At 71.4% G+C, this 22,166-nt stretch carries 18 protein-coding genes; 8 read left to right on the plus strand and 10 right to left on the minus strand.

What is annotated here, in order from left to right; all coding sequences use genetic code 11:
• Positions 1-41: 41 nt before the first annotated feature.
• Positions 42-443 carry a MerR family transcriptional regulator gene (locus AC1DZA_RS11460; protein WP_476763630.1) on the minus strand — a complete coding sequence of 134 codons (402 nt, stop codon included), beginning with the start codon at positions 441-443 and terminating at the stop codon, positions 42-44.
• A gap of 55 nt (positions 444-498) precedes the next feature.
• Between AC1DZA_RS11460 and AC1DZA_RS11465 the strand changes: the two genes are divergently transcribed.
• The gene (locus AC1DZA_RS11465) at positions 499-1,719 is read left to right on the plus strand and encodes an MFS transporter (protein WP_476772841.1); all 1,221 of its coding nucleotides are present in this window, start codon (positions 499-501) and stop codon (positions 1,717-1,719) included.
• Between the two features lie 35 nt (positions 1,720-1,754).
• Here AC1DZA_RS11465 and AC1DZA_RS11470 read toward each other — a convergent pair whose 3' ends face one another.
• On the minus strand, positions 1,755-2,075 hold the full coding sequence (locus AC1DZA_RS11470) for a hypothetical protein (protein ID WP_476763628.1): 321 nt from the start codon (positions 2,073-2,075) through the stop codon (positions 1,755-1,757).
• 196 nt (positions 2,076-2,271) lie between these two features.
• Positions 2,272-3,321 (minus strand): lipoate--protein ligase family protein, encoded by a 1,050-nt coding sequence (locus AC1DZA_RS11475; protein WP_476772842.1) that lies wholly within the window; start codon positions 3,319-3,321, stop codon positions 2,272-2,274.
• Between the two features lie 63 nt (positions 3,322-3,384).
• On the opposite strand from AC1DZA_RS11475, the gene AC1DZA_RS11480 reads away from it, so the two are divergent.
• Complete coding sequence (locus tag AC1DZA_RS11480) at positions 3,385-4,026, plus strand: histidine phosphatase family protein (RefSeq protein ID WP_476772843.1); 642 nt, start codon at positions 3,385-3,387, stop codon at positions 4,024-4,026.
• Between the two features lie 6 nt (positions 4,027-4,032).
• On the opposite strand, the gene AC1DZA_RS11485 is transcribed toward AC1DZA_RS11480, so the two are convergent.
• Positions 4,033-5,268 carry a glycoside hydrolase family 6 protein gene (locus tag AC1DZA_RS11485; RefSeq protein ID WP_476772844.1) on the minus strand — a complete coding sequence of 412 codons (1,236 nt, stop codon included), beginning with the start codon at positions 5,266-5,268 and terminating at the stop codon, positions 4,033-4,035.
• Between the two features lie 163 nt (positions 5,269-5,431).
• Positions 5,432-6,280: an alpha/beta fold hydrolase gene (locus AC1DZA_RS11490; protein ID WP_476762608.1), complete on the minus strand. Its 849-nt coding sequence runs from the start codon at positions 6,278-6,280 to the stop codon at positions 5,432-5,434.
• Positions 6,281-6,520: 240 nt separating this feature from the next.
• Between AC1DZA_RS11490 and AC1DZA_RS11495 the strand changes: the two genes are divergently transcribed.
• Positions 6,521-10,417: an NPCBM/NEW2 domain-containing protein gene (locus AC1DZA_RS11495; protein WP_476772845.1), complete on the plus strand. Its 3,897-nt coding sequence runs from the start codon at positions 6,521-6,523 to the stop codon at positions 10,415-10,417.
• An 88-nt stretch (positions 10,418-10,505) separates the two neighbouring features.
• Here the strand turns inward: AC1DZA_RS11495 and AC1DZA_RS11500 are convergent, their stop codons facing one another.
• Genes AC1DZA_RS11500 through AC1DZA_RS11510 form a run of 3 tightly spaced genes read right to left on the minus strand, consistent with a single transcriptional unit; the run spans position 10,506 to position 14,022 of the window.
• Positions 10,506-11,351: a transglutaminase family protein gene (locus AC1DZA_RS11500; RefSeq protein WP_476772846.1), complete on the minus strand. Its 846-nt coding sequence runs from the start codon at positions 11,349-11,351 to the stop codon at positions 10,506-10,508.
• Positions 11,348-12,277, minus strand: coding sequence for an alpha-E domain-containing protein (locus AC1DZA_RS11505; RefSeq protein ID WP_309977823.1), 930 nt, complete (start codon positions 12,275-12,277; stop codon positions 11,348-11,350). Before AC1DZA_RS11505 ends, AC1DZA_RS11500 begins: the two co-directional genes overlap by 4 nt.
• Entirely contained in the window at positions 12,271-14,022 is a 1,752-nt protein-coding gene (locus tag AC1DZA_RS11510) for a circularly permuted type 2 ATP-grasp protein (RefSeq protein WP_476772847.1), read from the minus strand. Before AC1DZA_RS11510 ends, AC1DZA_RS11505 begins: the two co-directional genes overlap by 7 nt.
• Positions 14,023-14,148: 126 nt before the next feature.
• On the opposite strand from AC1DZA_RS11510, the gene AC1DZA_RS11515 reads away from it, so the two are divergent.
• Both AC1DZA_RS11515 and AC1DZA_RS11520 read left to right on the plus strand, forming a co-directional pair.
• Positions 14,149-14,571, plus strand: coding sequence for a MarR family winged helix-turn-helix transcriptional regulator (locus tag AC1DZA_RS11515; protein ID WP_476772848.1), 423 nt, complete (start codon positions 14,149-14,151; stop codon positions 14,569-14,571).
• A gap of 5 nt (positions 14,572-14,576) precedes the next feature.
• A complete protein-coding gene (locus AC1DZA_RS11520; protein ID WP_476772868.1) occupies positions 14,577-16,067 on the plus strand; it encodes an MFS transporter in 1,491 nt (496 codons plus the stop codon).
• A gap of 148 nt (positions 16,068-16,215) precedes the next feature.
• On the opposite strand, the gene AC1DZA_RS11525 is transcribed toward AC1DZA_RS11520, so the two are convergent.
• Entirely contained in the window at positions 16,216-17,223 is a 1,008-nt protein-coding gene (locus AC1DZA_RS11525) for a LacI family DNA-binding transcriptional regulator (RefSeq protein ID WP_476772849.1), read from the minus strand.
• 141 nt (positions 17,224-17,364) lie between these two features.
• Entirely contained in the window at positions 17,365-18,396 is a 1,032-nt protein-coding gene (locus AC1DZA_RS11530; protein WP_476772850.1) for a LacI family DNA-binding transcriptional regulator, read from the minus strand.
• A gap of 166 nt (positions 18,397-18,562) precedes the next feature.
• On the opposite strand from AC1DZA_RS11530, the gene AC1DZA_RS11535 reads away from it, so the two are divergent.
• Genes AC1DZA_RS11535 through AC1DZA_RS11545 form a run of 3 tightly spaced genes read left to right on the plus strand, consistent with a single transcriptional unit; the run spans position 18,563 to position 22,127 of the window.
• Entirely contained in the window at positions 18,563-20,053 is a 1,491-nt protein-coding gene (locus tag AC1DZA_RS11535) for a sugar ABC transporter ATP-binding protein (RefSeq protein WP_476772869.1), read from the plus strand.
• The gene (locus tag AC1DZA_RS11540) at positions 20,050-21,075 is read left to right on the plus strand and encodes an ABC transporter permease (RefSeq protein ID WP_476772851.1); all 1,026 of its coding nucleotides are present in this window, start codon (positions 20,050-20,052) and stop codon (positions 21,073-21,075) included. The genes AC1DZA_RS11535 and AC1DZA_RS11540 overlap by 4 nt, the downstream gene beginning before the upstream one ends.
• Positions 21,072-22,127 carry an ABC transporter permease gene (locus AC1DZA_RS11545; RefSeq protein ID WP_476761758.1) on the plus strand — a complete coding sequence of 352 codons (1,056 nt, stop codon included), beginning with the start codon at positions 21,072-21,074 and terminating at the stop codon, positions 22,125-22,127. The genes AC1DZA_RS11540 and AC1DZA_RS11545 overlap by 4 nt, the downstream gene beginning before the upstream one ends.
• Positions 22,128-22,166 lie beyond the last annotated feature (39 nt).

The following is a 22,166-nucleotide window of genomic DNA, read 5'->3' on the forward strand; positions in this document are numbered from 1 at the left end:
GGAGCGTTCCCGGCCAGGCCGCGCGGGCCGAGCGGCGCGCTTCAGGCGACGGTGCCAAGCACGGCCCTGGCGTCGCCGAGCACCTCGGCGTGACGCGTGCGGGCGAGGAAGCTGCGAACGGTGTCGCGGCTGCGCGTGAGGCACGCGATCTTCGACTCGAGCGTCTCGAGCTCCTGCGCGAGATCCTCGGCGAGGTTGCGGGTGCAGGTGCGCGCGAGCTCCTCGCCCTGCACGCCCTCCATGTGGAGCATCGTCTTGATCAGCCGAGTGGGCAGGCCGGACGAGATGAGCCCGCGCACCAGCTCGACCTGCGCGACGGCCGACTCGGGGTAGTCGCGATACCCGTTGGCCTGCCGGTCGGATCGGAGCAGGTCCTGCTCCTCGTAGTACCGCAGCATGCGGGTCGGCACCTGCGTGCGCTGCGACAGTTCGCCGATTCTCATGGGATGCTCCAGACCGCTTGACCTTCACATAGATGTCAAAGTCTAGCCTCGCGGTATGACGGAAACCACCACCCTCCAGCCGGCTGTCGCGTCGGGGCAGCGCACGCCGTGGTTCGCGCTCCTCACCCTCGCGTTCGCCGTGTTCGCGACCGTCACCGTCGAGATGGTTCCCGCCGGGCTGCTGCCGGCGATGAGCGCCGACTTCGGCGTCTCGCCGTCGTCGATCGGCCTGCTCGTGTCGCTCTGGGCGGTCACGATCATCGTGGCGAGCCTGCCGATCGTGCGGCTCACCGCCCGCGTCGACCGCCGCACCCTCATCGTCGGCGCGCTCGCGGTGATGGCCGTCGCCAACACGCTCACCGCCATCGCACCCGGGTACGAATTCGCGCTCGCGTCGCGAATCATCGCGGCGATGGCGCACGGTGCGTTCTGGTCGGTCGTCATGGTCTACGCCACGTCGCTCGTGCCGGCGAGCGCAGCAGGGCGCACCGTCGCGATCGTGAGCGCCGGCGCCTCGGGTGCCACCGTCGCGGGCATCCCCCTGGGAACGGTCGTGGGACAGGTGGCCGACTGGCGGCTCGTGTTCGGCGCACTCGCGCTGGCGCTCGCGCTGATCGCGGTGGTCATCCGGCTCCGGCTGCCGTCCTCGCCGGGGGCGTCGCCGAGCCCAGCGGATGCCGCTGGCGGAGCTGCTGCGGTCCGCGGTCGTCGGGTCGACCACTCGATCCGGCCGGTGCTGGCAGCGGCCGTCGCCTGCACGCTCACGGCGGCGGCGAGCTTCACGCTCTTCACCTACATCTCGCCCTACCTCACGGAGGTCGCCGGCCTTCCCGCAGCCTGGGTCGGGCCGCTGCTGCTCGGGTTCGGCGTGGCCGGGATCGGCGGGCTCGTCGCCGCCGCGCTCACGGCCGACCGCTGGCCCGTCGCCTCCCTCGCCACGATGACCGTGCTGTTCGCGGTCGCCCTGGCCGTCCTCGGCCTCGCGCCGCAGAGCACCCCGGCCGTCATCGCCGGACTCCTCGTCTGGGGCCTCGCGATCGGTGGACTGCCCGCCATGCTGCAGTCGCGCCTGCTCGGCGTGGCCTCACCCGCGTTGCGCGGCACGGCGAGCGCGCTCATGGTCGTCTTCTTCAACGGCGGCATCGCCCTCGGCGCGACGCTCGGCGGCCTCTTCGACGACGGGTCGAACCTCGTGCTCGCGGCGTTCGCCGCAGCGGGGCTCGGCGCCCTCGCCATCGTCGCCGTGGTGGCGTCGCGGGCGCTCGCGGGGCGCTGAGCCGCCCGAGCTCAGCAGGTCAGCCCGACAGGCGGTCAGCCGCGGTCGACGTCGAGCCGGATGCGGCCCCGGAACCGGTCGGGGTCGTCGTCGTCGGCATCCGCCGCCGCGAACGCAATGCCCTGGTCGCCGTCGCCGGGCACCGGGGCCGGCGCGGGCAGGCGGCTCTGGCGGTCGAGCTCGACCTGGGCCTCGTGCTTGCGCGGGGCGAAGACCTCGTCGCCGATCATCATGACGCCGCCACCGCCACCGCCGCGACGGGTCTTGTCGGACAGGTCGATCCAGCCGCGCCGCACCGCGAGCCACACGAAGCCCACGACGAGCACGGCGATGCCGAGCCAGATCCACCAATCCACCCGGCGAGTCTACCCGGCGACGATGAGCCTTCCTCGCGCCCGCCCACAGCCCGCGCCCGCGGCATCCGTCACACTCTGCGGATATACGATCCGCCACGCCGCGGTTCTCGCCTGCAGGCCGGCGCGCCCGATCGTATATCCGCCGATCGAGACAGTTCGGCAGCTCAACGGAGGGCGCTGTGCGGCATCCGCTCGCTCAGGGCACGCGGTAGAGCCACTCGCGGGTCGCGAACTTCGACTCGACGAGCGCCTCGGCCTCGGCGAGCTCGTCGGCCGATACCGTGCCGGGCGTCGCGCCGTACAGGCCGGCGAAGGTCTGCTTCAGGCTCTCGATGATCGCGGCGCGGCTGAGCCCGGTCTGCGACCGCAGCGGGTCGACGCGCTTGGCGGCCGAGGCGATGCCCTTGTCGCTGATCTTCTCGCGGCCGATGCGCAGCACCTCGAGCATCTTGGCGTTGTCGAGGTCGTACGACATGGTCACGTGGTGCAGCACGCCGCCCGAGCCGAGGCGCTTCTGCGCGGCGCCGCCGATCTTGCCGAGCGGGCTCGCGATGTCGTTGAGCGGCTGGTACGTCGCCTCGATGCCGATGGCGCGCAGGCCCTGCAGCACCCAGTCGTCGAGGTAGGCGTAGGAGTCGGCGAAGCTCATGCCCTGCACGAGCTCCGACGGCACGTAGAGCGAGTACGTGACGACGTTGCCCCGCTCCATCATCATCGCGCCGCCGCCCGAGATGCGTCGCACGATGTCGAAGCCGTACCTCTCGGCGCCCTCGGGATCGACCTCGTTCTTCACCGATTGGAAGCTGCCGATCACCACGGCCGACTCGTCCCACTCCCAGAACCGCAGCGTGGGCTTGCGCCGCCCCTCGCCGACCCGGGTGGCGAGCACCTCGTCGAGGGCGAGGTGCAGGCGCGGCGGCACGGCCTCGTCGTGCACGATCTCCCACTCGTAGTTCGACCAGGTCGTGGCATCCGTCAGCGCCCGTCGCACCGCGACGGCGACCGCCTCGGCCGAGAACCCGAGCATGACCGCGCCGTCGCGAAGGCCGCCCGTGACGGCCGCGGCGATCTGCTTGGCGTCGGATGCCGCGGGCAGGCCGTCGAGCGCCGCGTCGATGTCGGCCAGCGCCTCGTCGGGCTCGAGGAAGAAGTCGCCCGCGACCCGCGGGCTGCGGATGACGCCGTCGACCACGTCGAAGTCGACGACCACGAGCTTGCCACCGGGAACCTTGTACTCACCGTGCATGGGCTCCAGCCTAGGGTCGGGCGCCACCGCCTACGATCGGAACAGGGAATCGGGGGTGCTCGGATGACGACGTTCTTCCTCGCGCGGCATGGCGAGACGGTCTGGCACGCGGAGCATCGGTACGCCGGCAATTCGAACGTCGGGCTCACGCAACGCGGTCTCGGACAGGCCGCCGCACTCGGCGCCTGGGCCGCCGAGGCGCAGCTCGACGCGATCGTGGCCTCGCCGCTCGACCGTGCCCGTCGGTCGGCCGCGCCCGCGGTGGAGACGACCGGCCTCCAGCTCCGCATCGACGAGCGCCTCGTCGAGATCGACTTCGGGGCGGCCGAAGGGCTCACTCCCGACGAGATCGCCGAGCGGTTCCCCGACGAGTGGAAGGCCTTCATGGAGGCGCCGGCGAGCAACCCGCTGCCCGACGGCGAACGTGGTCGTGACGGCATCGCGCGGGCCCTCCCCGTGCTCGACGACCTGGTGGCGGAGTTCCCCGACGGGCGGGTGCTCATCGTCGGTCACGCGACGCTGATCCGCCTACTGTTCTCCGAGCTGGCGGGCATGGACCCCGACGGATATCGCGACCTGCTCCCCGTGCTCGGCAACTGCCACCTGACGACGATCGAGTACCCGTGGGCGACCGAGTCGCGCGCGATGCATCACCCGCGCATCCGCCTGCTCGGGTTCGACGTGCCGCCGTGGCGGGCGATCTGACTCCCGCTAGGGCGTGACCGCCGGCACCGCGTTGGCGATCAGCTCGTCGGCCATCTCGGGGAACCACTGCCCGGCAGCCGGGTCGAGCATGCCGCGCTCGGGATCCTCGGGACCGGGAGTGCCGCGGAGGCACTGCCCGTCGGACTCGCCGGGCACCTTCACCCACAGGTAGGCGTCGATGAGCTCGTCGCCCGTGTCGGTGGTGGGGCGCAGGCCGAGCCCGCGGTCGGGCGGGTTGCACCACACCTGCGGGTCGGGGTAGACGGCCGTGGGCGTCCACGGTCCGACGCCGTTGCGGCTCGTGTCGACGACGAAGTGCGCCTGGTTCGCGGGGTCCCGGACGACGCCCGTGTCCGCGTAGGCCTGGTCGTAGGCGGCATCCGTCAGGCCCCAGGTCGAGAAGTCGGCCGGATTCGCCGGGTAGTACTGGCTGGCGCACCACTCGGGCTGCCACCACGAGTTCACCGAGAGGTTGATGCAGTCCGAGATCCACGTGCCGAACTTCTGCTGCCGTTCGGTCGTCTCGTAGTTCGAGACGTTGAGGAAGAACCCGTCGGCGCGCTCGACGCCGGCCTTGATGAGCCGGTCGCTGATGTCGCCGACCCCGAGCCACGCGGAGTGCGTGCCGTCGAGGTAGACGGCGGTGTTCGGCAGCGCGGCGAAGGCGTCGACGGCGTGGTTCAGCATCGCGAAGCGGTCGGATGCCGCGGTGGCCGCGTCGGCCTCGGGAGGCTGGCACCACTCCTGCTGGCCGTTGACCGTCGTGTACCAGGGGATGATGCCGAGGCCGTCGGGCTCGAGGATGACCACGGCGTCCTTGTTGCCGATGCCCTTGGCGAAGCCGTCGATCCACGCGGTGTACTCGGCCGCCGAGGTGGCGCCGCCCGCCGAGTACTGGGCGCAGTCGCGGAACGGCAGGTTGTAGGCGACGAGCACGGGCACCTGCTTGGCGGCATGGGCTGCGGCGACGACGCGCTTCACGTCGCGCTTGGCCTCGTTGGGGGTGCCGCCGTTGATCCAGGTGGCGCTCGGGAACGAGCCGAGCAGGAGCGCGTCGGCGCGGGCGTCGCCGCTGAGCGAGGCGGCGGCCTCGAGCGTGGTGCTCGACGGGTTGGTCCAGAGCTCGGCGTCGGGCGAGAGCACGTCGTTCGCGGCCTGCGCGGGTGTCGCGGCCAGCAGGGCCAGGGTGAGGGCGGCGGCGGCGCCGAGCGCCGTTCGTCTCGCGAGGGATGGAAGCTGCATCGGTTCCTCCGGTGGTCGGCGTCGACCGTGGTCGACGGCGGTGTCGAGGGTGAGAGCGCTCTCACGAGCGACCCGAGTACCAGACTCGTCCTCCGCGCCGCCGGTGTCAAGGGGTCGCCCGGCTCGCGCCCAACCGAAGCGAGCGGATGCCGCGTGCGCGCCCTCAGTCGACGGCGAACCGCTCGTCGAGCCAGCGGATGAGGTCGGCGCGAACCTCCTCGCGGTTCGTCTCGTTGAAGACCTCGTGCCGGGCGCCCTCGTACACGATGAGCGTCGCGTCGACGAGATGCGCGCGTCGGAGGTAGTCCTTCAACAGGGCCCGCGCGCTCCGTTCCCCCGCCACCGGGTCGTCCGACCCGATGAGGATGAGCAACGGCAACTCGGGCGGGATGCGCTTCGACGGCCGGGTGATGAGCGAGAACGACTGCGGCCAGCCGAACAGCTGCTGGAGGGTCCGATCCGTGGTGTGCGGATCCGCCACCCACGCCTCGGCTACGGCCGGGTCGCGGCTGAGCCACTCGACGTTGGTGCCGCCGGGGCGCGCGAAGCGCTTGTTGAGGTTCCCGATGTTCGTGTAGCCGAGCTGCAGCCACGCCGTACCGGTGAGGACCACTGCGTCATAGCGGTCGGGATTCCGGTTGACGACGTGCTGCGTCATGAACGAGCCCCAGGAGTGCCCGAGGATGACCAGCGGAAGGTCGGGTCCCTCGGCTTCGCGGATGACCTCGCCGAAGCGCTCGACGCCGGCGATCGCCGCGCGCATGCCGCCCGGTCCGGGCCGGCCGAGCCTGGCGAGGTCGCCGCCGTGCTGGTCGACGCCGGTGCGCCCGTGTCCGCGATGGTCGTCGGCCCACACGGAGTAGCCGGCGGCGTTCAGGGCTTCGATGAGCTCGCGGTAGCGGCCGATGTGCTCGCCGATTCCGTGCGCGAGCTGCACCACCGCCGTCGGCTCGGGCACCCGCCAGTTCTCGTAGTGGATGCGGATCCCGTGCGCGTCGGTGAACGTGGGCATGCGGCCATTGTGGCAGTCGCGCAGTCGCCGACCGCCCTCACCGGTGACATCTCCCGCGCCGGCGACGCGACGGCACGACGGACGGCGTGGGGGCGCCCGACGGACGACACGCCGACCCCACGCGAAAACGTCATCGAAATCCGCTGAATCCCTTGACCGGGGTGAAACAGAACTGATCTTATATGAGCGTTCCTGCGCCATACAAATCACTATCAATCATTCTGGTGAAAGCGAGCAACGATGATCCTCCACCGAACACCACCTCCCGGAGGGCGCCGCAGAACGGCGCTCGCCGGTGTCTGCGCCCTCGTCGGGGCCGGCCTCCTCGCGACGGCCGGCGTCTCCTCGGCCCTCGCTGCGACGCAGATGGCGACGGATGCCGCGACGAGCGCCAACGCCACGGGCAGCGCCGCCGCCGCGGCATCCGGAACCGCCTCAGCCGCGGCGACGGCGCCGGCCACGACACCGATCGTGCCCAAGGCCGTCACCCCCGAGGTGCCGGTGGACCCCGCGGGCACGCCCCTCGGCGCCGTGTCGGCGGTCGAGCAGGACGGCGCGAGCGTCACCCTCACGGCCGAGCACGGCGCGATGCGCATCACGTTCCTCGACGACCGCACGTTCCGCCTCGAGGCGGACCCGAGCGGCAGCTTCACCGACCCGGCGAACACCCCGCAGGGCGACCCGGCCCGCACCGCCGACATCGTCGTCGGCGACGGCAGCTTCGACGGCGCCGACGTGACGGTCACCGGATCCGAGACCGACGGCGGGCCGATCACCATCGCCACTGCGGACGTCACGGTCTCGATCGACCGGACCACGGGGCAGTCCTCGGCAGCCCGCGCCGACGGCACGGTCATCTGGTCGGAGTCCGCGCCGATCACCTTCGGCGCCGCGTCGGCGACGCAGCACCTGGCGACGGTCGACGGCGAGCAGTTCATCGGCGGCGGCATGCAGAACGGCCGGTCGGTCCACACGGGCGCAATGATCAACATCGCGCGCAACTTCGACTGGGACGACGACGGCTACCCGAACGCGGTGCCGTACTACATGTCGTCCAACGGCTACGGCGTGCTCCGCAACACCTTCGCGCGCGGCACGTACGACTTCGCGGCGCACACCACGACGCACGAGGAGCGCCGCTTCGACGCGTATTACTTCGTGGGCGACTACAAGGCGTCGCTCGAGTCGTACACGCAGCTCACCGGCCGCCCCCTGCTGCCGCCGGTGTACGCCCTCGAGTACGGCGACGCCGACTGCTACAACCGCTCGAACCCCGGCTACAGCTCGTCGGGCTACGGTGATCCGCAGAACACGAAGCAGCGCACCCCGCAGGCCCTGAACATCGCGAAGCAGTTCGTCGAGCAGGACATGCCGGCGGGCTGGATGCTCGTGAACGACGGCTACGGATGCGAGTACCAGCAGCTGCCCGAGACGGTCGACTCGATCGAGGACCAGGCCGATCTCAAGGTCGGCCTCTGGACCCAGCGCTCGCTCACCAACCAGGAGTTCGAGGTCGGCGAAGCCGGCGTCCGCCTGCGCAAGCTCGACGTCGCCTGGGTCGGCTCGGGCTACCGCCAGGCGCTGACCGGTTGCGAGGCCGCCCATGACGGCATCGAGCAGTACTCCGACGCGCGCGGCACCGCCCTCATGGTCGAGGGCTGGGCCGGCGCCCAGCGCTGCGGCATGCAGTGGACGGGCGACCACAGCGGCAACCTCGACGCGGTGCGCTGGCAGGTCTCGGCGCTCACCGGCGCCGGCAACTCGGGTCTGGCCTTCACGACCGGTGACGTCGACGGCATCTTCGGCGGCTCGGCCGAGAGCTACGTGCGCGACCTGCAGTGGAAGGCGTTCGCGCCCGCGCTCTACTCGATGAGCGGCTGGGCCCAGACCGACAAGCGTCCGTGGATGTACGGCGACGAGGCGACCGCGATCAACCGCGAGTACCTCCAGCTCCGACAGGGGCTGATGCCCTACATCTACTCGCTCGCCGAGGAGTCCCACCGCACGGGCGTGCCCATGATGCGGTCGGTCGCGCTCGAGTACCCGAGCGACCCCGGCGCCTACAGCGTGGAGGCGAACAACGAGTTCCTGCTCGGCGACGACTACCTCGTCGCGCCCGTCTCCTCCGACACCGACGTGCGCAACGGCATCTACCTGCCCGCGGGCGACCAGTGGGTCGACTACTGGACGGGAGCGCTCCACGAGGGAGGCACGGTGCTCAACGGGCACCCGGCGCCGCTCGACCGGTTGCCCATCTTCGTGCGCGCCGGTGCGGTGATCCCGCAGGGCGTGGTCGAACGCAACGCGTCGCTCGTGCCCGAGGACGCGCCCATCACGCTCGTGACCTACCCGCAGGGCGAGTCGGAGTTCTCGCTCTACGAGGACGACGAGGTGACCCGCGCCTACGCCGACGGCGAGTCGAGCAGGCAGCGGTTCGCGGTCGACGCGCCGAAGGCGGGCAAGACCGGCACCGTGAAGATCGAGCTCGGGAAGCGCGACGGCGACTACGACGGCAAGGCCGACGCGCGGCCCTACCGGGTCGAGGCCCACACCGGCTCCGAGCCCAAGGTCGTCAAGCTCGGCAGCACCACCCTCCCCCGCGTCGACGACGCGGCCGCCCTCGACGACGGCCCCGGCTGGACGTACGAGGCCGACCGGGCCGGCGGCGTGGTGCTCATCTCGACGGGGGCGATCGCGTCCGACGCATCCGCTCGCCTCACCCTCACCGCCACGAGCGGCGTGGGCGGTCAGGAAGCGGATGCCGCCGCGGCATCCGTCGCCGTCGAACTCGCCGATCGGGTGTTCCAGGGGGAGCAGACCACCGTGACGGCGACCTTCCGCAACACCGGCACCAAGGCGAAGGACGACGTGGTGCTCACGCCGACGGCCCCCGAGGGCTGGACGCTCGTCTCGGCGACGGGCGACCAGGTGGGCACCGTGAAGAAGGGCGGCGAGGCCACGGCCGAGTTCACCTTCGAGGTGACGGATGCCGCGGCCGCCGACCTGCAGACCGTCACCGTCACGGCGGCGTACACGTCGCAGCGGCAACCGCGCACGGTGTCGGGGGCGAACCAGCTCTACGTCGCGTACGGATCACTCGCGGGCGCGTTCAACGCCGTGTCGATCACCGACCTCACCACCGCGAAGGCCGGCAACTTCGACGGCGGTGGCGCCTCCTTCTCGGCGGCGGCGCTGGCGGCGGCCGGCGCGACGCCCGGCGGCACGGTCACGGTGGGCACGGGCGACGCGACGATCGCGTACACGTGGCCCGAGCCGGTCGGCACGCCGAACTCGGTGGCGCCCGCGGGCCAGACCATCGCGGTGGGCGGGCAGGGCACGCACCTCGCGATCCTCGCGTCCGCGGCATCCGGCGGCGGAGTGAACCCCGAGCTGACGCTGACCTACACCGACGGCACGGTCTCGAAGCAGAACGTGTTCTTCCCGAACTGGCTGCCCCAGGCATCCGGGCTCGGCGGGGCGACGGTCGCGGTGAAGTCGCTCGGGCGCAACAGCTCGACGAACCCGAACGTCTACGAGTACCCGACGTACGGCTACCAGGTGTACTCGAACCTCGTGCGCCTGAACCCGTCGAAGGAGCTCGCGTCGATCGTGCTCCCGAACGAGAGCCGGCTGAAGATCTTCGACTGGCAGGTCGTCGACCAGCCGCTGCCGCCGGCACCCACCGCGTCGGGGTGGGCGTCGGAGCTGAACTGGCTCAGCTCGACCAACGGCTGGGGGGTCATCGGCAAGGACGTGGCGAACAAGGACGCCGCGAACTCGCCCGACCTGCCGCTGAAGATCAACTACACCGACCCCGCCACCGGGCAGTCGCCGGTGTATGCCAAGGGCCTGGGCGTCCACGCGCAGTCGAAGATCACGTATTACGTGGGTGGCGAGTGCTCGGCGTTCACGGCGCAGGTCGGCCTCGAGGCCGGGTTCGGCGGCAACGTGATCTTCAAGGTCGACGCCGACGGCGCCAACCGCTACCAGTCGCGCACGTTCACGCCCGGATTCGCGCCGGAGTCGGTGAACGTCGACCTGACCGGCGTGCAGTACGTCGACCTCATCGTCGAGGCGCCCGGCAGCATCAACGGCGCCCACGGCGTGTGGGGCGACGCGAGGTTCAGCTGCGACTGAGCGGATGCCGCATCGCGCGACCCGAGGGCCCGTTCCGCCATCCGGCGGGGCGGGCCCTCGGCCGTGGCCCGGCGTCGTTCCTCGGCGCTCATGCGACCCGCGTCACCTCGACGCTGACGAACAGCTCCGAGGCACCAGGCCCGGCGTACACGCCGCGGAGCGGCGGCACGTCGCTGTAGTCGCGGCCGCGGCCGACGAGCACGTGCAGCTCGCCCACTTCGGCCAGGTTCGTGGGGTCGTACCCGCGCCACTCCCCCGCGAACCACTCGACCCAGGCGTGCGACTCGCCGATCACGGTCTCGCCGACGGCGGCGCCCGCATCGGGGTGCAGGTAGCCCGAGACGTACCGCGCGGGGATGCCGACCGACCGAAGCGCGCCGAGCGCGACGTGCGCGATGTCCTGGCAGACGCCCTTGCGCTCGCCCCACGCCTCGGCCGCGGTCGAGTGCACACCGGTGACGCCGCGCATGTACTCCATCGAGGAGCCGACGGCCCGGCAGATCTCCAGGGCCGTCTCGCCGACGGGCGCCCCCTCGGCGGCGATCTCGGCGGCGAGCGCGGCGACCTCGTCGGGCGGCACGGTGGACGCCGACGTCGTGGACGCCTCGACGAGGCCGACCGTCGACGTGGACGCCGCGCGCAGCTCGTCCCACTCGAGCTCGCTGCCCGGCACGGGTGACGGGCGTACCTCGACAAGGCTCGTCGCCGTCACCGAGAGCTCGCGGTGCGGCGTGAGCACCTCGAACGTCGACACGCGCGTGCCCCAGTAGTCGAGGTAGGAGTGCTGCGTCGCGCCCGGACGGATGTCGAGCCCGGCCTGGAGCACGAACTGCTCGCCGCCCGAGTGGGGCAGCATGCGCGCCTCGTTGTACGACGCCGTGGCGGGCTCCTCGTAGGAGAAGCCCGTGCGGTGCACGATGCGGATGCGGCTCACGAGACCTCCCCGATCCAGACCGGCGCGACGCTCGCCGGAAAGTAGCGCTGGCGGATCGCCTCGCTCGCCGACGAGGTGACGGCCTGCACGTGCTCCATGTGCCCCGAGAGGTCGGTGAGGAGGTCGGCGATCGGGCGGTACTCGAGCTCCGAGCGGATCTGCCCGAGCAGGCGCCGCGACGGATCGGTGACGCCGACTCGTCCCGCCCGCGGGTCGATCTCGCGCAGCGACTCCTCGGCGCGGATCACGCTCGAGATGATCGACCTCGGGAACAGCCGGTCGAGCAGCAGGAACTCGGCCGCCGACTGGCTCGACGGCACGCCGCGGTAGCTGCGCAGGTAGGCCTCGTAGCCGCCGCAGCTGCGCAGGATCGTGGTCCAGCTCGGCCCGCTCGCCTCGGTGAGCGATCGGGTCGCGAGCAGCCGCGCGGTCATGTCGGCGCGTTCGATCGCCCGGCCGAGCGAGAAGAAGTGCCACGCCTCGTCGCGGCTGGTCGCGGAGTCCACGACGCCGATGGCGAGCGCCGAGCGGTCGCGCACCCAGCGGAAGAACTCGTGCGTCTTGTCCGAGGCGACGCGCCGCGGCATCCGTGCGTTGGTCTGGTTCAGCGCCTCCCACAGCTCGGTCGAGACGATCTCGCGGGCCCGCCGCGCATTCTCGCGGGCCGAGGCGATCGAGTGCGCGATCGAGGCGGGGTGCGTGCGGTCGACCGCGAGCAGCATGATGACATCGTCGCGCCCGAGCGCCACGTCGGGGTCGGCCTCGCTGCCCATGACCGACAGCAGCGAACGGCACGCCGTGTCCTCGTCGATCCACGGGTCCTCGAGCAGCAGTTGCAGGTGCACGTCGAGGATGCGCGCGGTGCCGTCGCTCCGCTCGATGTAGCGGCCGATCCAGAACAGCGACTCGGCGATGCGGCTCAGCATGGGCATGACCGGCCTCCTCCATCGGGCAGCGGATGCCGCGGCATCCGTCTCGCCTGCTGCTGTTGTTGTTGCTGCTGGCGGATCGGGGCGTCCTCGTCCTGCGGTGACGCGGTGGGCGGATGCCGCGTGGGCTCGCTCCCGGCGGACCCGGTGGACCCGGTGGATCCGGCCGATCCCGCGGCCGCCGCTGCCGCGGGCGCGGCCTGGTCGGCGACGAGCGTGCCGACCCGCGCATCCGCTCGCGCCGCTATGGGCGCGGCGATGGGACCGGTGGGCAGGCCGCCGCCGAGCACCCACGTGTCCTTGGAGCCGCCGCCCTGGCTCGAGTTCACGACGAGCTGGCCCTCGGGCAGGGCGACGCGGGTGAGCCCGCCGGGGAGCACCCACACGTCGTTCCCGTCGTTCACCGCGAAGGGGCGGAGGTCGGCGTGGCGCGGACGCATGCCGTCCTCGACGAGGGTGGGGATGGTCGACAGCTGCACGACGGGCTGCGCGATCCAGCCGCGGGGGTCGGCCACGAGCCGGGAGCGCAGCTGGGCGAGTTCGTCGCGCGAGGCATCCGGGCCGACGACGAGGCCCTTGCCGCCCGACCCGTCGACGGGCTTCACGACGAGCTCATCGAGGCGGTCGAGCACCTCGGCGAGCGCCTCGGGCTCCTCGAGCCGCCACGTGTCGACGTTCGGCAGGATGGGCTCCTCGCCGAGAAAGTAACGGATGAGCTCGGGCACATAGGTGTAAACGAGCTTGTCGTCGGCGACGCCGTTGCCGACCGCGTTCGCGATGGTGACGTGCCCGAGCCGGGCGGCGAGCATGAGCCCGGGGGCTCCCAGCACCGAGTCGGGCCGGAACTGCTGCGGGTCGAGGAACTCGTCGTCGACGCGGCGATAGATCACGTCGACGCGCGTCGGGCCGGCGGTCGTGCGCATCCACACCCGGCCGCCCGAGCAGAACAGGTCGCGGCCCTCGACGAGCTCCACGCCCATGAGCCGCGCGAGCAGCGTGTGCTCGTAGTACGCGGAGTTGTAGACGCCGGGGGTGAGCACCACGACGGTCGGGTCGTCGACGCCCTCGGGTGCGCTCGCCCGCAGCGCCTGCAGCAGCTTGTTCGGGTAGTCGCCGACCGGGCGCACGCGCATCGAGGTGAAGAGCTCGGGCAGGGTCTGTGCCATGACCCGCCGGTTCGAGATGACGTAGCTCACCCCGCTCGGCACGCGCACGTTGTCCTCGAGCACCCGCCAGGCGCCCTGCTCGTCGCGGATCACGTCGATGCCGGCCACCTGGATGCGCACCCCGTTCGCGCTCACGATGCCGGCGGCCTGCCGGTGGTAGTGGGTGGAGGAGGTGACGAGCGCGGCGGGGATGACGCCGTCGCGCACGCCGTGCTGCGGTCCGTAGACGTCGGCGAGGAACCGCTCGAGCGCTCGCACGCGCTGCGCGACACCCGCCTCGACGAGGCTCCAGTCGGAGGCCGCGATGACGCGGGGCACCGCATCGAGCGGGAACGGCCGCTCCTCCCCCGCGAAGTCGAAGGTGACGCCCTGCGCGAGGTAGGAGCTGGCGAGCGCGTCGGTGCGACCGCGCAGCTCGTCCTGCGACATGCGGGCGAGGGCCGGGTAGAGCTCGCGGTAGGGCTCACGCACGGCGGAGCCGGCGTCGGCGGGGAACATCTCGTCCCACGGCCGACCGGCGCGGCGCGCCGCGACATCCGACCGCGTCGTCGTGTACCCGTCGAAGAGCGTTCCCATCACCGAAGGGTGCCAGCAGACGGTTACCGGGGTGTTTCCGCCGTGCGTCGGGCCCGCGGCATCCGGAGCCCTATCGGCCGGCCATCCATTTTACTTAGCAAGACTAATGAGCTAAACTAAATAGCCATGGCATCGATCGCGGAGCAGAGCACCGAGCTGCGCATGGCGACCTTCCGTCTCGCCCGCAGGCTCCGTGCGCACAAGGCCGACCAGGCCATGTCCGACGCCCAGTTCGCGGTGCTCGGCCTGCTCTTCCGGCACGGCCCGAGCACGCTGACCGAGCTCGCCGAGCAGGAGCGCGTGTCGGCGCCCTCCATGAACCGCACGGTGAACTGCCTCGAGGAGAGCGGCTACCTCACGCGCGTGGCCGACGACGTCGACCGGCGCAAGGTCAACATCGCCCTCACCGAATCGGGGCGCGAGGTCGTGAAGGCGACCACGTCGAAGCGCGACGCCTGGCTCACCACCCGCCTGCGCGAGCTCTCCAAGGAGGACCGCGCCGTCCTGGCCCGCGCCGCCGAGCTGATGGGAGGATTCATCACCCAGTGAGTGCCATGTTCCGCTCCCTCGCCGTGCGCGACTACCGCATCTGGTTCATCGGCGCCCTCGTCTCCAACATCGGAGCGTGGATGCAGGCCACCGCCCAGAACTGGGTCGTGCTCACCGAACTCACCGCGAACGACGCCCTCGCCGTGGGCATCACCATGGCACTGCAGTTCGCGCCCCAGCTCCTCCTCGTGCCCGTCACCGGACTCATCGCCGACCGGTTCGACCGCCGCAAGATCCTCATGGTCACCCAGAGCTGCCTCATGGTGCTCGGCCTCGCGCTCGGGCTGCTGCTCATCCTCGGCCACGCCCAGCTCTGGCACCTCTACGGCTTCGCCCTCGCGCTCGGCATCGTGAACGCCGTCGACACGCCCGCGCGCCAGACCTTCGTCGCCGACCTCGTCTCGGGCTCGAACATGTCGAACGCCGTGGCGCTCAACTCGGCGTCGTTCAACGCGGCGCGCATGATCGGCCCGGCGCTCGCCGGCTTCCTCATCGTGCTCGTCGGCTCGGGCTGGGTGTTCGTGATCAACGCGATCACGTTCGTGGCCGTGCTCGTCGCGCTCGTGATGCTGCGCAACATGGTCGTGAAGCGGATGCCGCGGGCCGGCCGCTCGGGCCAGTTCGTCGCCGGGTTCCGCTACGTGGCGAAGCGGCCCGACCTGCTCATCGTGTTCGTGATCGTCTTCCTCATCGGCGCATTCGGCATGAACTTCCCGATCTTCTCGTCGACCATGGCCGTCGAGTACGGCCGGGGCGCGGGCGAGTACGGCGTGCTCAACTCGATCCTCGCGATCGGCTCGCTGACCGGTGCCCTGCTCGCAGCCCGGCGCGAGCGCGCCCGCATGCGGGTGATCATCCTCGCCGCCGCGTTCTTCGGCGCGGCCGTGCTGATCTCGGCGTTCATGCCGACGTACTGGATGTTCGCCGCGTCGACGATCCTCATCGGCTTCGGCGCGGTGTCGCTGCTCACCACGGCCAACGGTTACGTGCAGACGACGACCGCCCCCGAGCTGCGCGGCCGCGTGATGGCGCTGTACATGGCGATCCTGGCCGGCGGCACGCCGATCGGCGCTCCCATCGTCGGCGCCGTCGCCGACGGCTGGGGCCCGCGCTGGGCGCTCGGCGTCGCGGCAGTGGCTGCGGGCGTCGCCGCGCTCATCGGCGTCGGCTGGCTCGTCTTCGCCCGCGGCATGCACCTGGCGCGGCATCCGCACGCCCGCTGGCGTCCCGTCCTGCGATTCGCGGATGCCCCGACGGCGGCGATCGCGGTCGTGCCCACGCGTGCGATCCCGGTCGTGCCCGACGACCGGCTCGTGCCGCCCGTGTCGAACGACCGCCTCGTGCCCGCGGACTTCTCGGAGGAGGTCGCCCTCACGTCGCCGATCCCGCTGCCGCGGCATCCGCACCCGCACCCACATCCGGCCCGCGACGGGGCGCCAGTCCGTCAGCCCTCGGGTCGCCCGTCGGGCGCGCGCGGCACGCCGGCCACCGACTGAGCGACCCGGTCGGGTGGCTCGAACGCGACCTGTCGGCCGCGATTCCGGCAGACGCACGCCATTCAGGACGTTTTCGGCGATTCCAGCCTGAGCGGCGGCCGTTCGCCTGAATCCCGGCCGTGCGTGCTCGCACGGACGAACGAGCCCGTCAGCCCCGCGTCGAGGCGCGCACCACGAGCTCGGGCTGGAACACGACCTGCTCGCGCTCGACGTCGGCCCCGACGGCGGCCTCCTTGAGCAGCAGGTCGACCGCGGTGTAGCCGATGAGCGACGCCGGCTGGCGGATGGACGAGAGCGGCACCACGGCGGCGGAGGCGAAGTCGATGTCGTCGTAGCCGATGAGGGCGATCTCGTCGGGCACCCGGATGCTGCCCTGCATCATGAGCGCCTGGAGCACGCCCATCGCGAGCAGGTCGTTCGCAGCGAAGATCGCGTCGGGCCGGTCGGCGGCCGGTCGTTCCCGGATCGCCTCGCCGGCGGCCCGGCCCGCCAGCACCGTGAGGGAGTCGGTCTCGACGACCTCGAGCGACATGCCCTCGGTGGCCTCGACGGCGCGGCGCGCACCCGCGAGCCGGTCGGCGGCCTGCTGGATGCCGAGCGGCCCGCCGACGAAGGCGACCCGGCGACGCCCGATCTCGGCGAGGTGCCGCACCGCGAGCTCGCCGCCCACGACGTCGTCGACCGCGACCGACGAGAAGCTGCGGTCGGCGGCCTCACGGTCGACGAGCACGACGGGCGTGCCGCGCTCGCGCACCCGCGCGAGCCGCGGAAGGTCGTCGCTGAGCGGCGAGATGAGCACCCCGTGCACCCGCTGCTCCTCGAACAGGTCGAGGTAGGCGCCCTCGCGGTCGCGGTTCTCGTCGCTGTTGCCGAGCAGGATCGTCATGCCGTCCTCGGCCGCGCGATCCTCCGCGCCGCGGGCGACATCCGTGAAGAAGGGGTTGCGCACGTCGAGCACGACGAGGCCGATCGAGCGGCTCCGGCCGGCGCGCAACTGGCGGGCGGCGTCGTTGCGCACGAAGCCGAGGTCGGCGATCGCCGCCATGACGCGCTCCACCGTGGCGGGCGCGACCTTGTCGGGCCGGTTCAGCACGTTCGACACCGTGCCCACCGACACGGATGCCGCGGCCGCGACCTCGCGCACGCTCACCGACATCTGCTGACCTCCCCTTCGAGCCGCCCCGCTCCCGTGCGGCATCCACATGATGGCAGACCGTACCGGCCGTCAGGATCCATTCTCCCCTGAATCGATTCATGCGGTGCAGGCCGCGCCCGCCTCCGCTCGGATCGGCGCGGCTCAGGCCCGGCGCCGCTCCGCCACCGGGTCGGTCGAGCGACGCACCACGAGCTCGGGCAGGAACACCGTCTGCCGCGGGATCAGCTCGCGGTCGGCCGTCTCCTCCAGCAGGATGCGCAGTGCGGTGCGGCCGATCATGCCGCTCGGCTGGCGCATCGACGAGAGCGGCACCGCCGCGGCGGACGCGAACGAGATGTCGTCGAACCCGATGATCGCGATCTCGTCGGGCACGAGCATCCGTCCGCCGACGACGAGGGACTGCAGGAGGCCGAGCGCGATGAGGTCGTTCGCGGCGAACAGCGCATCGGGCCACTCGCCGCGCGGTCGCGACACGATGCGGGCGCCGGCCGCGACGCCCTCGTCGACCGTCATGGCGCCGGTCGCGACGACCTCGACCTCGACGGGCACGGCGGCGTTCTCGGCGGCGACCCGCGCGCCGGCGAGGCGGTCGTTGACCTGGCGGATGTCGAACGGGCCGCCGACGAACGCGATGCGGCGCCGTCCGGTGTCGATGAGGTGCTCGACGGCCATGCGGCCGCCCGCGACGCTGTCGACCGACACCGAGCTGAACCGGCTGCTGCCGCCGAACCGGTCGACGAGCACGGCCGGGATGCCGCGGGCGCGCAGCCGCTCGAGCCGCGGCTGGATGTCGCCGTACGGCGAGATGAGCACGCCGCGCACCTGCTGCTCCTCGAAGAGGTCGAGGTAGAGGCGCTCGCGCGCGACATCCTCGTCGGTGTTGCCGTAGAGCACGGCGATGTTGTGCCGGGATGCCTCGTCCTCGGCGCCACGCACCACGTCGTTGAAGAACGGGTTCTGGCCGTTGAGCACGACGAAGCCCACGGTGGTGCTCACGCCGGCCCGGAGCTTGCGGGCGGCGTCGTTGCGCACGTACCCGAGCTCCTCGATGGCGCGGCTCACCCGGGCGATCGACTCGGCCGAGACCTCGTCGGGGCGGTTCAGCACGTTCGAGACGGTGCCGACCGAGACGCCGGCATGCTGCGCCACATCACGGATGCTCGCGGCTGGCATTCGCGCTCCTCGTCATCGATGGTCGGCGTCAGGATGTCCCGGGCTTGACCGTTCACCGGGACGTCCCTACAGTAGTCCTGAATCGCTCCTGAATCGATTCATATCAGATTCACCTCAACGAGGAGGACCGCACGTGACCGACACGCCGCCGTCAGCCGCACCGCCCATGCTCGAGCTGTCACGGGTCGTCAAGTCGTTCGGCGCGGTCGTCGCACTGCGCTCGGGAAGCCTGCGCCTCGAGGCCGGCTCGATCCACGCGCTCGTCGGCGAGAACGGCGCCGGCAAGTCGACGCTCGTGAAGATCATCGCCGGGCTCTACCGCCGCGACGCCGGCGACTTCCGCCTGAACGGCGAGGAGGTCGACTTCACCTCCACCGCGCAGTCGAAGGCCGCGGGTATCGCCGTGATCTACCAGGAGCCCACCCTCTTCCCCGACCTCTCGGTCACCGAGAACGTGTTCATGGGCCGTCAGCCTGTGGGCAGGTTCGGACGCATCGATCGCAAGGCGATGCGCCACGAGGTCGAGGCGCTCTTCCAGCGCCTCGCCGTTCGGATCGACCCCGACCGTCCGGCCGAGGGACTCTCCATCGCCGACCAGCAGGTCATCGAGATCGCCAAGGCCGTCTCGCTCGACGCCCGCGTGCTCATCATGGACGAGCCGACCGCCGCCCTCTCGGGCGTCGAGGTCGACCGCCTCTTCGCCATCGCCCGGAGCCTCCGCGACGAGGGTCGTGCGCTCCTGTTCATCTCGCACCGCTTCGACGAGGTGTTCGACCTCTGCGACACGGTCACCGTCATGCGCGACGGCGCCTACATCAGCACCACGCCGATCGACGAGACCACGCCCGACGAGCTCGTGCGCCAGATGGTCGGCCGCGACGTCACCGAGCTGTTCCCCAAGCAGGAGACGGTCATCGGCGACGCGCTGCTCGAGGTCGACGGCCTGTCGAGTGCCGGCGTCTTCCACGACATCTCGTTCACCGTGCGCTCTGGCGAGATCGTGGGGCTCGCCGGCCTCGTCGGCGCCGGCCGCAGCGAGGTCGCGCGGGCGGTCTTCGGCGTCGACGGCTACGACGCGGGCACCGTGCGGCTCGCCGGGGCATCCGTGCCCAAGCGCGACCCGGCGGGCGCCATGCGTCGGGGCATCGCGCTGGTGCCCGAAGACCGGCGCAAGCAGGGACTCGTGCTCGAGTCATCCGTCGACCGCAACCTCACGCTCGCCATCCGCACCCAGCTCGCGAAGGCCGGCCTCATCACGTCGGGGGTCGAGAACCGCGCGGCGAAGGTGTGGGCGAGCCGGCTCGAGGTGAAGACCACCGCCATGAGCACCATCGCCGCGACGCTCTCGGGCGGCAACCAGCAGAAGGTCGTGCTCGGCAAGTGGCTCGCCACCGAGCCGCAGGTGCTCATCATCGACGAGCCCACCCGCGGCATCGACGTGGGCACCAAGGCGGAGGTGCACCGCCTGCTCTCCGAGCTCGCGGGGCGCGGCATCGGCATCCTCATGATCTCGTCCGAGCTGCCCGAGGTGCTCGGCATGGCCGACCGTGTTCTGGTCATGCGCGAGGGCCGCATCACGGCAGAGCTCGAGCGAGCGGATGCCACGTCCGAGAACGTCATGTTCGCCGCCACCCACGCGACCGGAGCCCACTCGTGACCGCCCCGACCATCGAGAAGTCCGACGTCACCAAGCGACTGCGGGCGGTGGGAGCCGCGCGCGAGTTCGGCATCCTCATCGCCCTGCTGCTCGTCATCCTCGCCGCCACCGTCGCGAACCCGAACTTCCTGTTCAGCTCCGACGGCTGGCGCGACCTGCTGCTCACCCCCTCGATCCTCGTGCTGCTGGCCGTGGGCCAGGCGATCGTCATCATCACCCGCAACGTCGACCTCTCGGTCGGCTCGGTGCTCGGCCTCTCGGCCTACCTCACCGGGCGGCTGTTCATCGACCTGCAGGGCATCCCGATCGTCGCGGTGTTCCTCATCGTGATCGTCTTCGGCGGCCTGCTCGGGCTCGTGAACGGCGCGCTCGTCGCCTTCGCGAAGGTGCCCTCGCTCGTCATCACCCTGGGCACGCTCTACGCCTACCGCGGCATCAACGTGCTGTGGACGGGCAGCGACCGGGTGAACGCCTCCGACCTGCCGAAGGACTTCCTCGCCCTCGGCACCGGGCAGATCCTGTTCATCCCGATCCTGACGATCATCGCCCTGGTGGTGCTCGTGATCGCCGGCTGGGTCATGAAGAACACCAGGGCCGGGCGCGAGTTCTACGCGATCGGATCCGACCCGGCGGCCGCGGAGCTCTACGGCCTGCGCGTCACCCGGCGGCTGCTGACCGCATTCGTGCTCTCGGGCGCGCTCGCGGGCCTCGGCGGCGTGCTCTACGCGGCGCGCTACGGCACGATCAGCTCGCAGGCCGGCTCGGGCTGGGAGCTCGACGCGGTCGGCGCGGCCGTGATCGGCGGCGTCGCGATCTTCGGCGGCAGCGGCACGGTCTGGGGCGCGGCCCTCGGCGCGGTGCTGCTCCTCACGATCAACCGGGCGCTGCCGATCCTCGGCATCCCCGACTTCTGGCAGCGGGCCGTCGTGGGCGTGCTCATCATCGGCGCCATCGTGCTCGACCGCGTGCTCGCGATCCGGCAGAAACGCAAGCTCCTCGAGGCGAGGGAGGACGAGTCATGACCGCGACCGCCACCGGCACCACGGCCACGCGCACCTACCGCGACTACGACAAGCCCCTGTGGCAGCGCGTGCTGCTCACCCGCGAGATGGCGATCATCGCGCTGCTCGCCATCGTGGCCGTCGTCGCCTCGGTCGCCGTGCGCGGGTTCGGCCAGCCCATCACGCTGACCTACCTGCTGCTCGACGTCATGCCGATCCTGCTCATCGCGCTGCCGATGACCCTCATCATCATCACGGGCGAGATCGACCTGTCGGTGGCGAGCATCGTGGGCCTCGCGAGCGTGCTGACCGGCGTGCTCACCCGGGCCGGCGTGCCCTTCGAGATGGCGGCGATCGCCGCGATCGTCGTCGGCGCGCTCGGCGGTGCGCTCAACGGGTTCCTCGTGACCGTCGTGGGCCTGCCGTCGCTCGCGGTGACCATCGGCACGCTCGCGCTCTACCGCGGTCTTGCGATCGGCCTCCTCGGCACGACGGCCGTCACGGACTTCCCAGAGTTCTGGACCGACCTCGCGCAGGCCCGCGTCGGCAACACGAACATCCCGGTCGTGCTGTTCCTGTTCCTCGTGCTGCTCGTCGTGTTCACGGTGCTGCTGCACTTCACGCCGTTCGGCCGCGGCATCTACGCGATCGGCCTTGCGAGCGAGGCGGCGCGGTTCTCCGGCGTGCGCGTCGAGCGCACGAAGCTCATCCTCTTCGTGCTCTCGGGCACCGTGTCGGCGCTCGCCGGCATCTACTACACGCTCCGCTACGGCAACGCCCGCGGCGACAACGCCACGGGCCTGGAGCTGCAGGTCATCGCGGCGGTGCTCCTCGGCGGCGTCTCGATCTTCGGCGGCCGCGGCGCGATCCACGGCGTCATCGCCGGCGTGCTGCTCATCGGCGTGCTCGCGAGCGCGCTCCGGCTGGCGAACGTCACGTCCGACGTCATCAACATCATCACCGGAGTGCTGCTCGTGCTCTCGGTGGTGGCATCGAGCTTCCTGGCCTGGCTGCGCAAGCGCCGGAGGGCACCAGGGGGAACACCGCGCGTCGAGGCCTCCACAGCAGGGTGACCGGGCCGCGCGACCCGTCGATGCGATCACACATCGACC

The sequence above is a fragment of the Agromyces sp. P2_B3 genome (genome assembly GCF_056404815.1).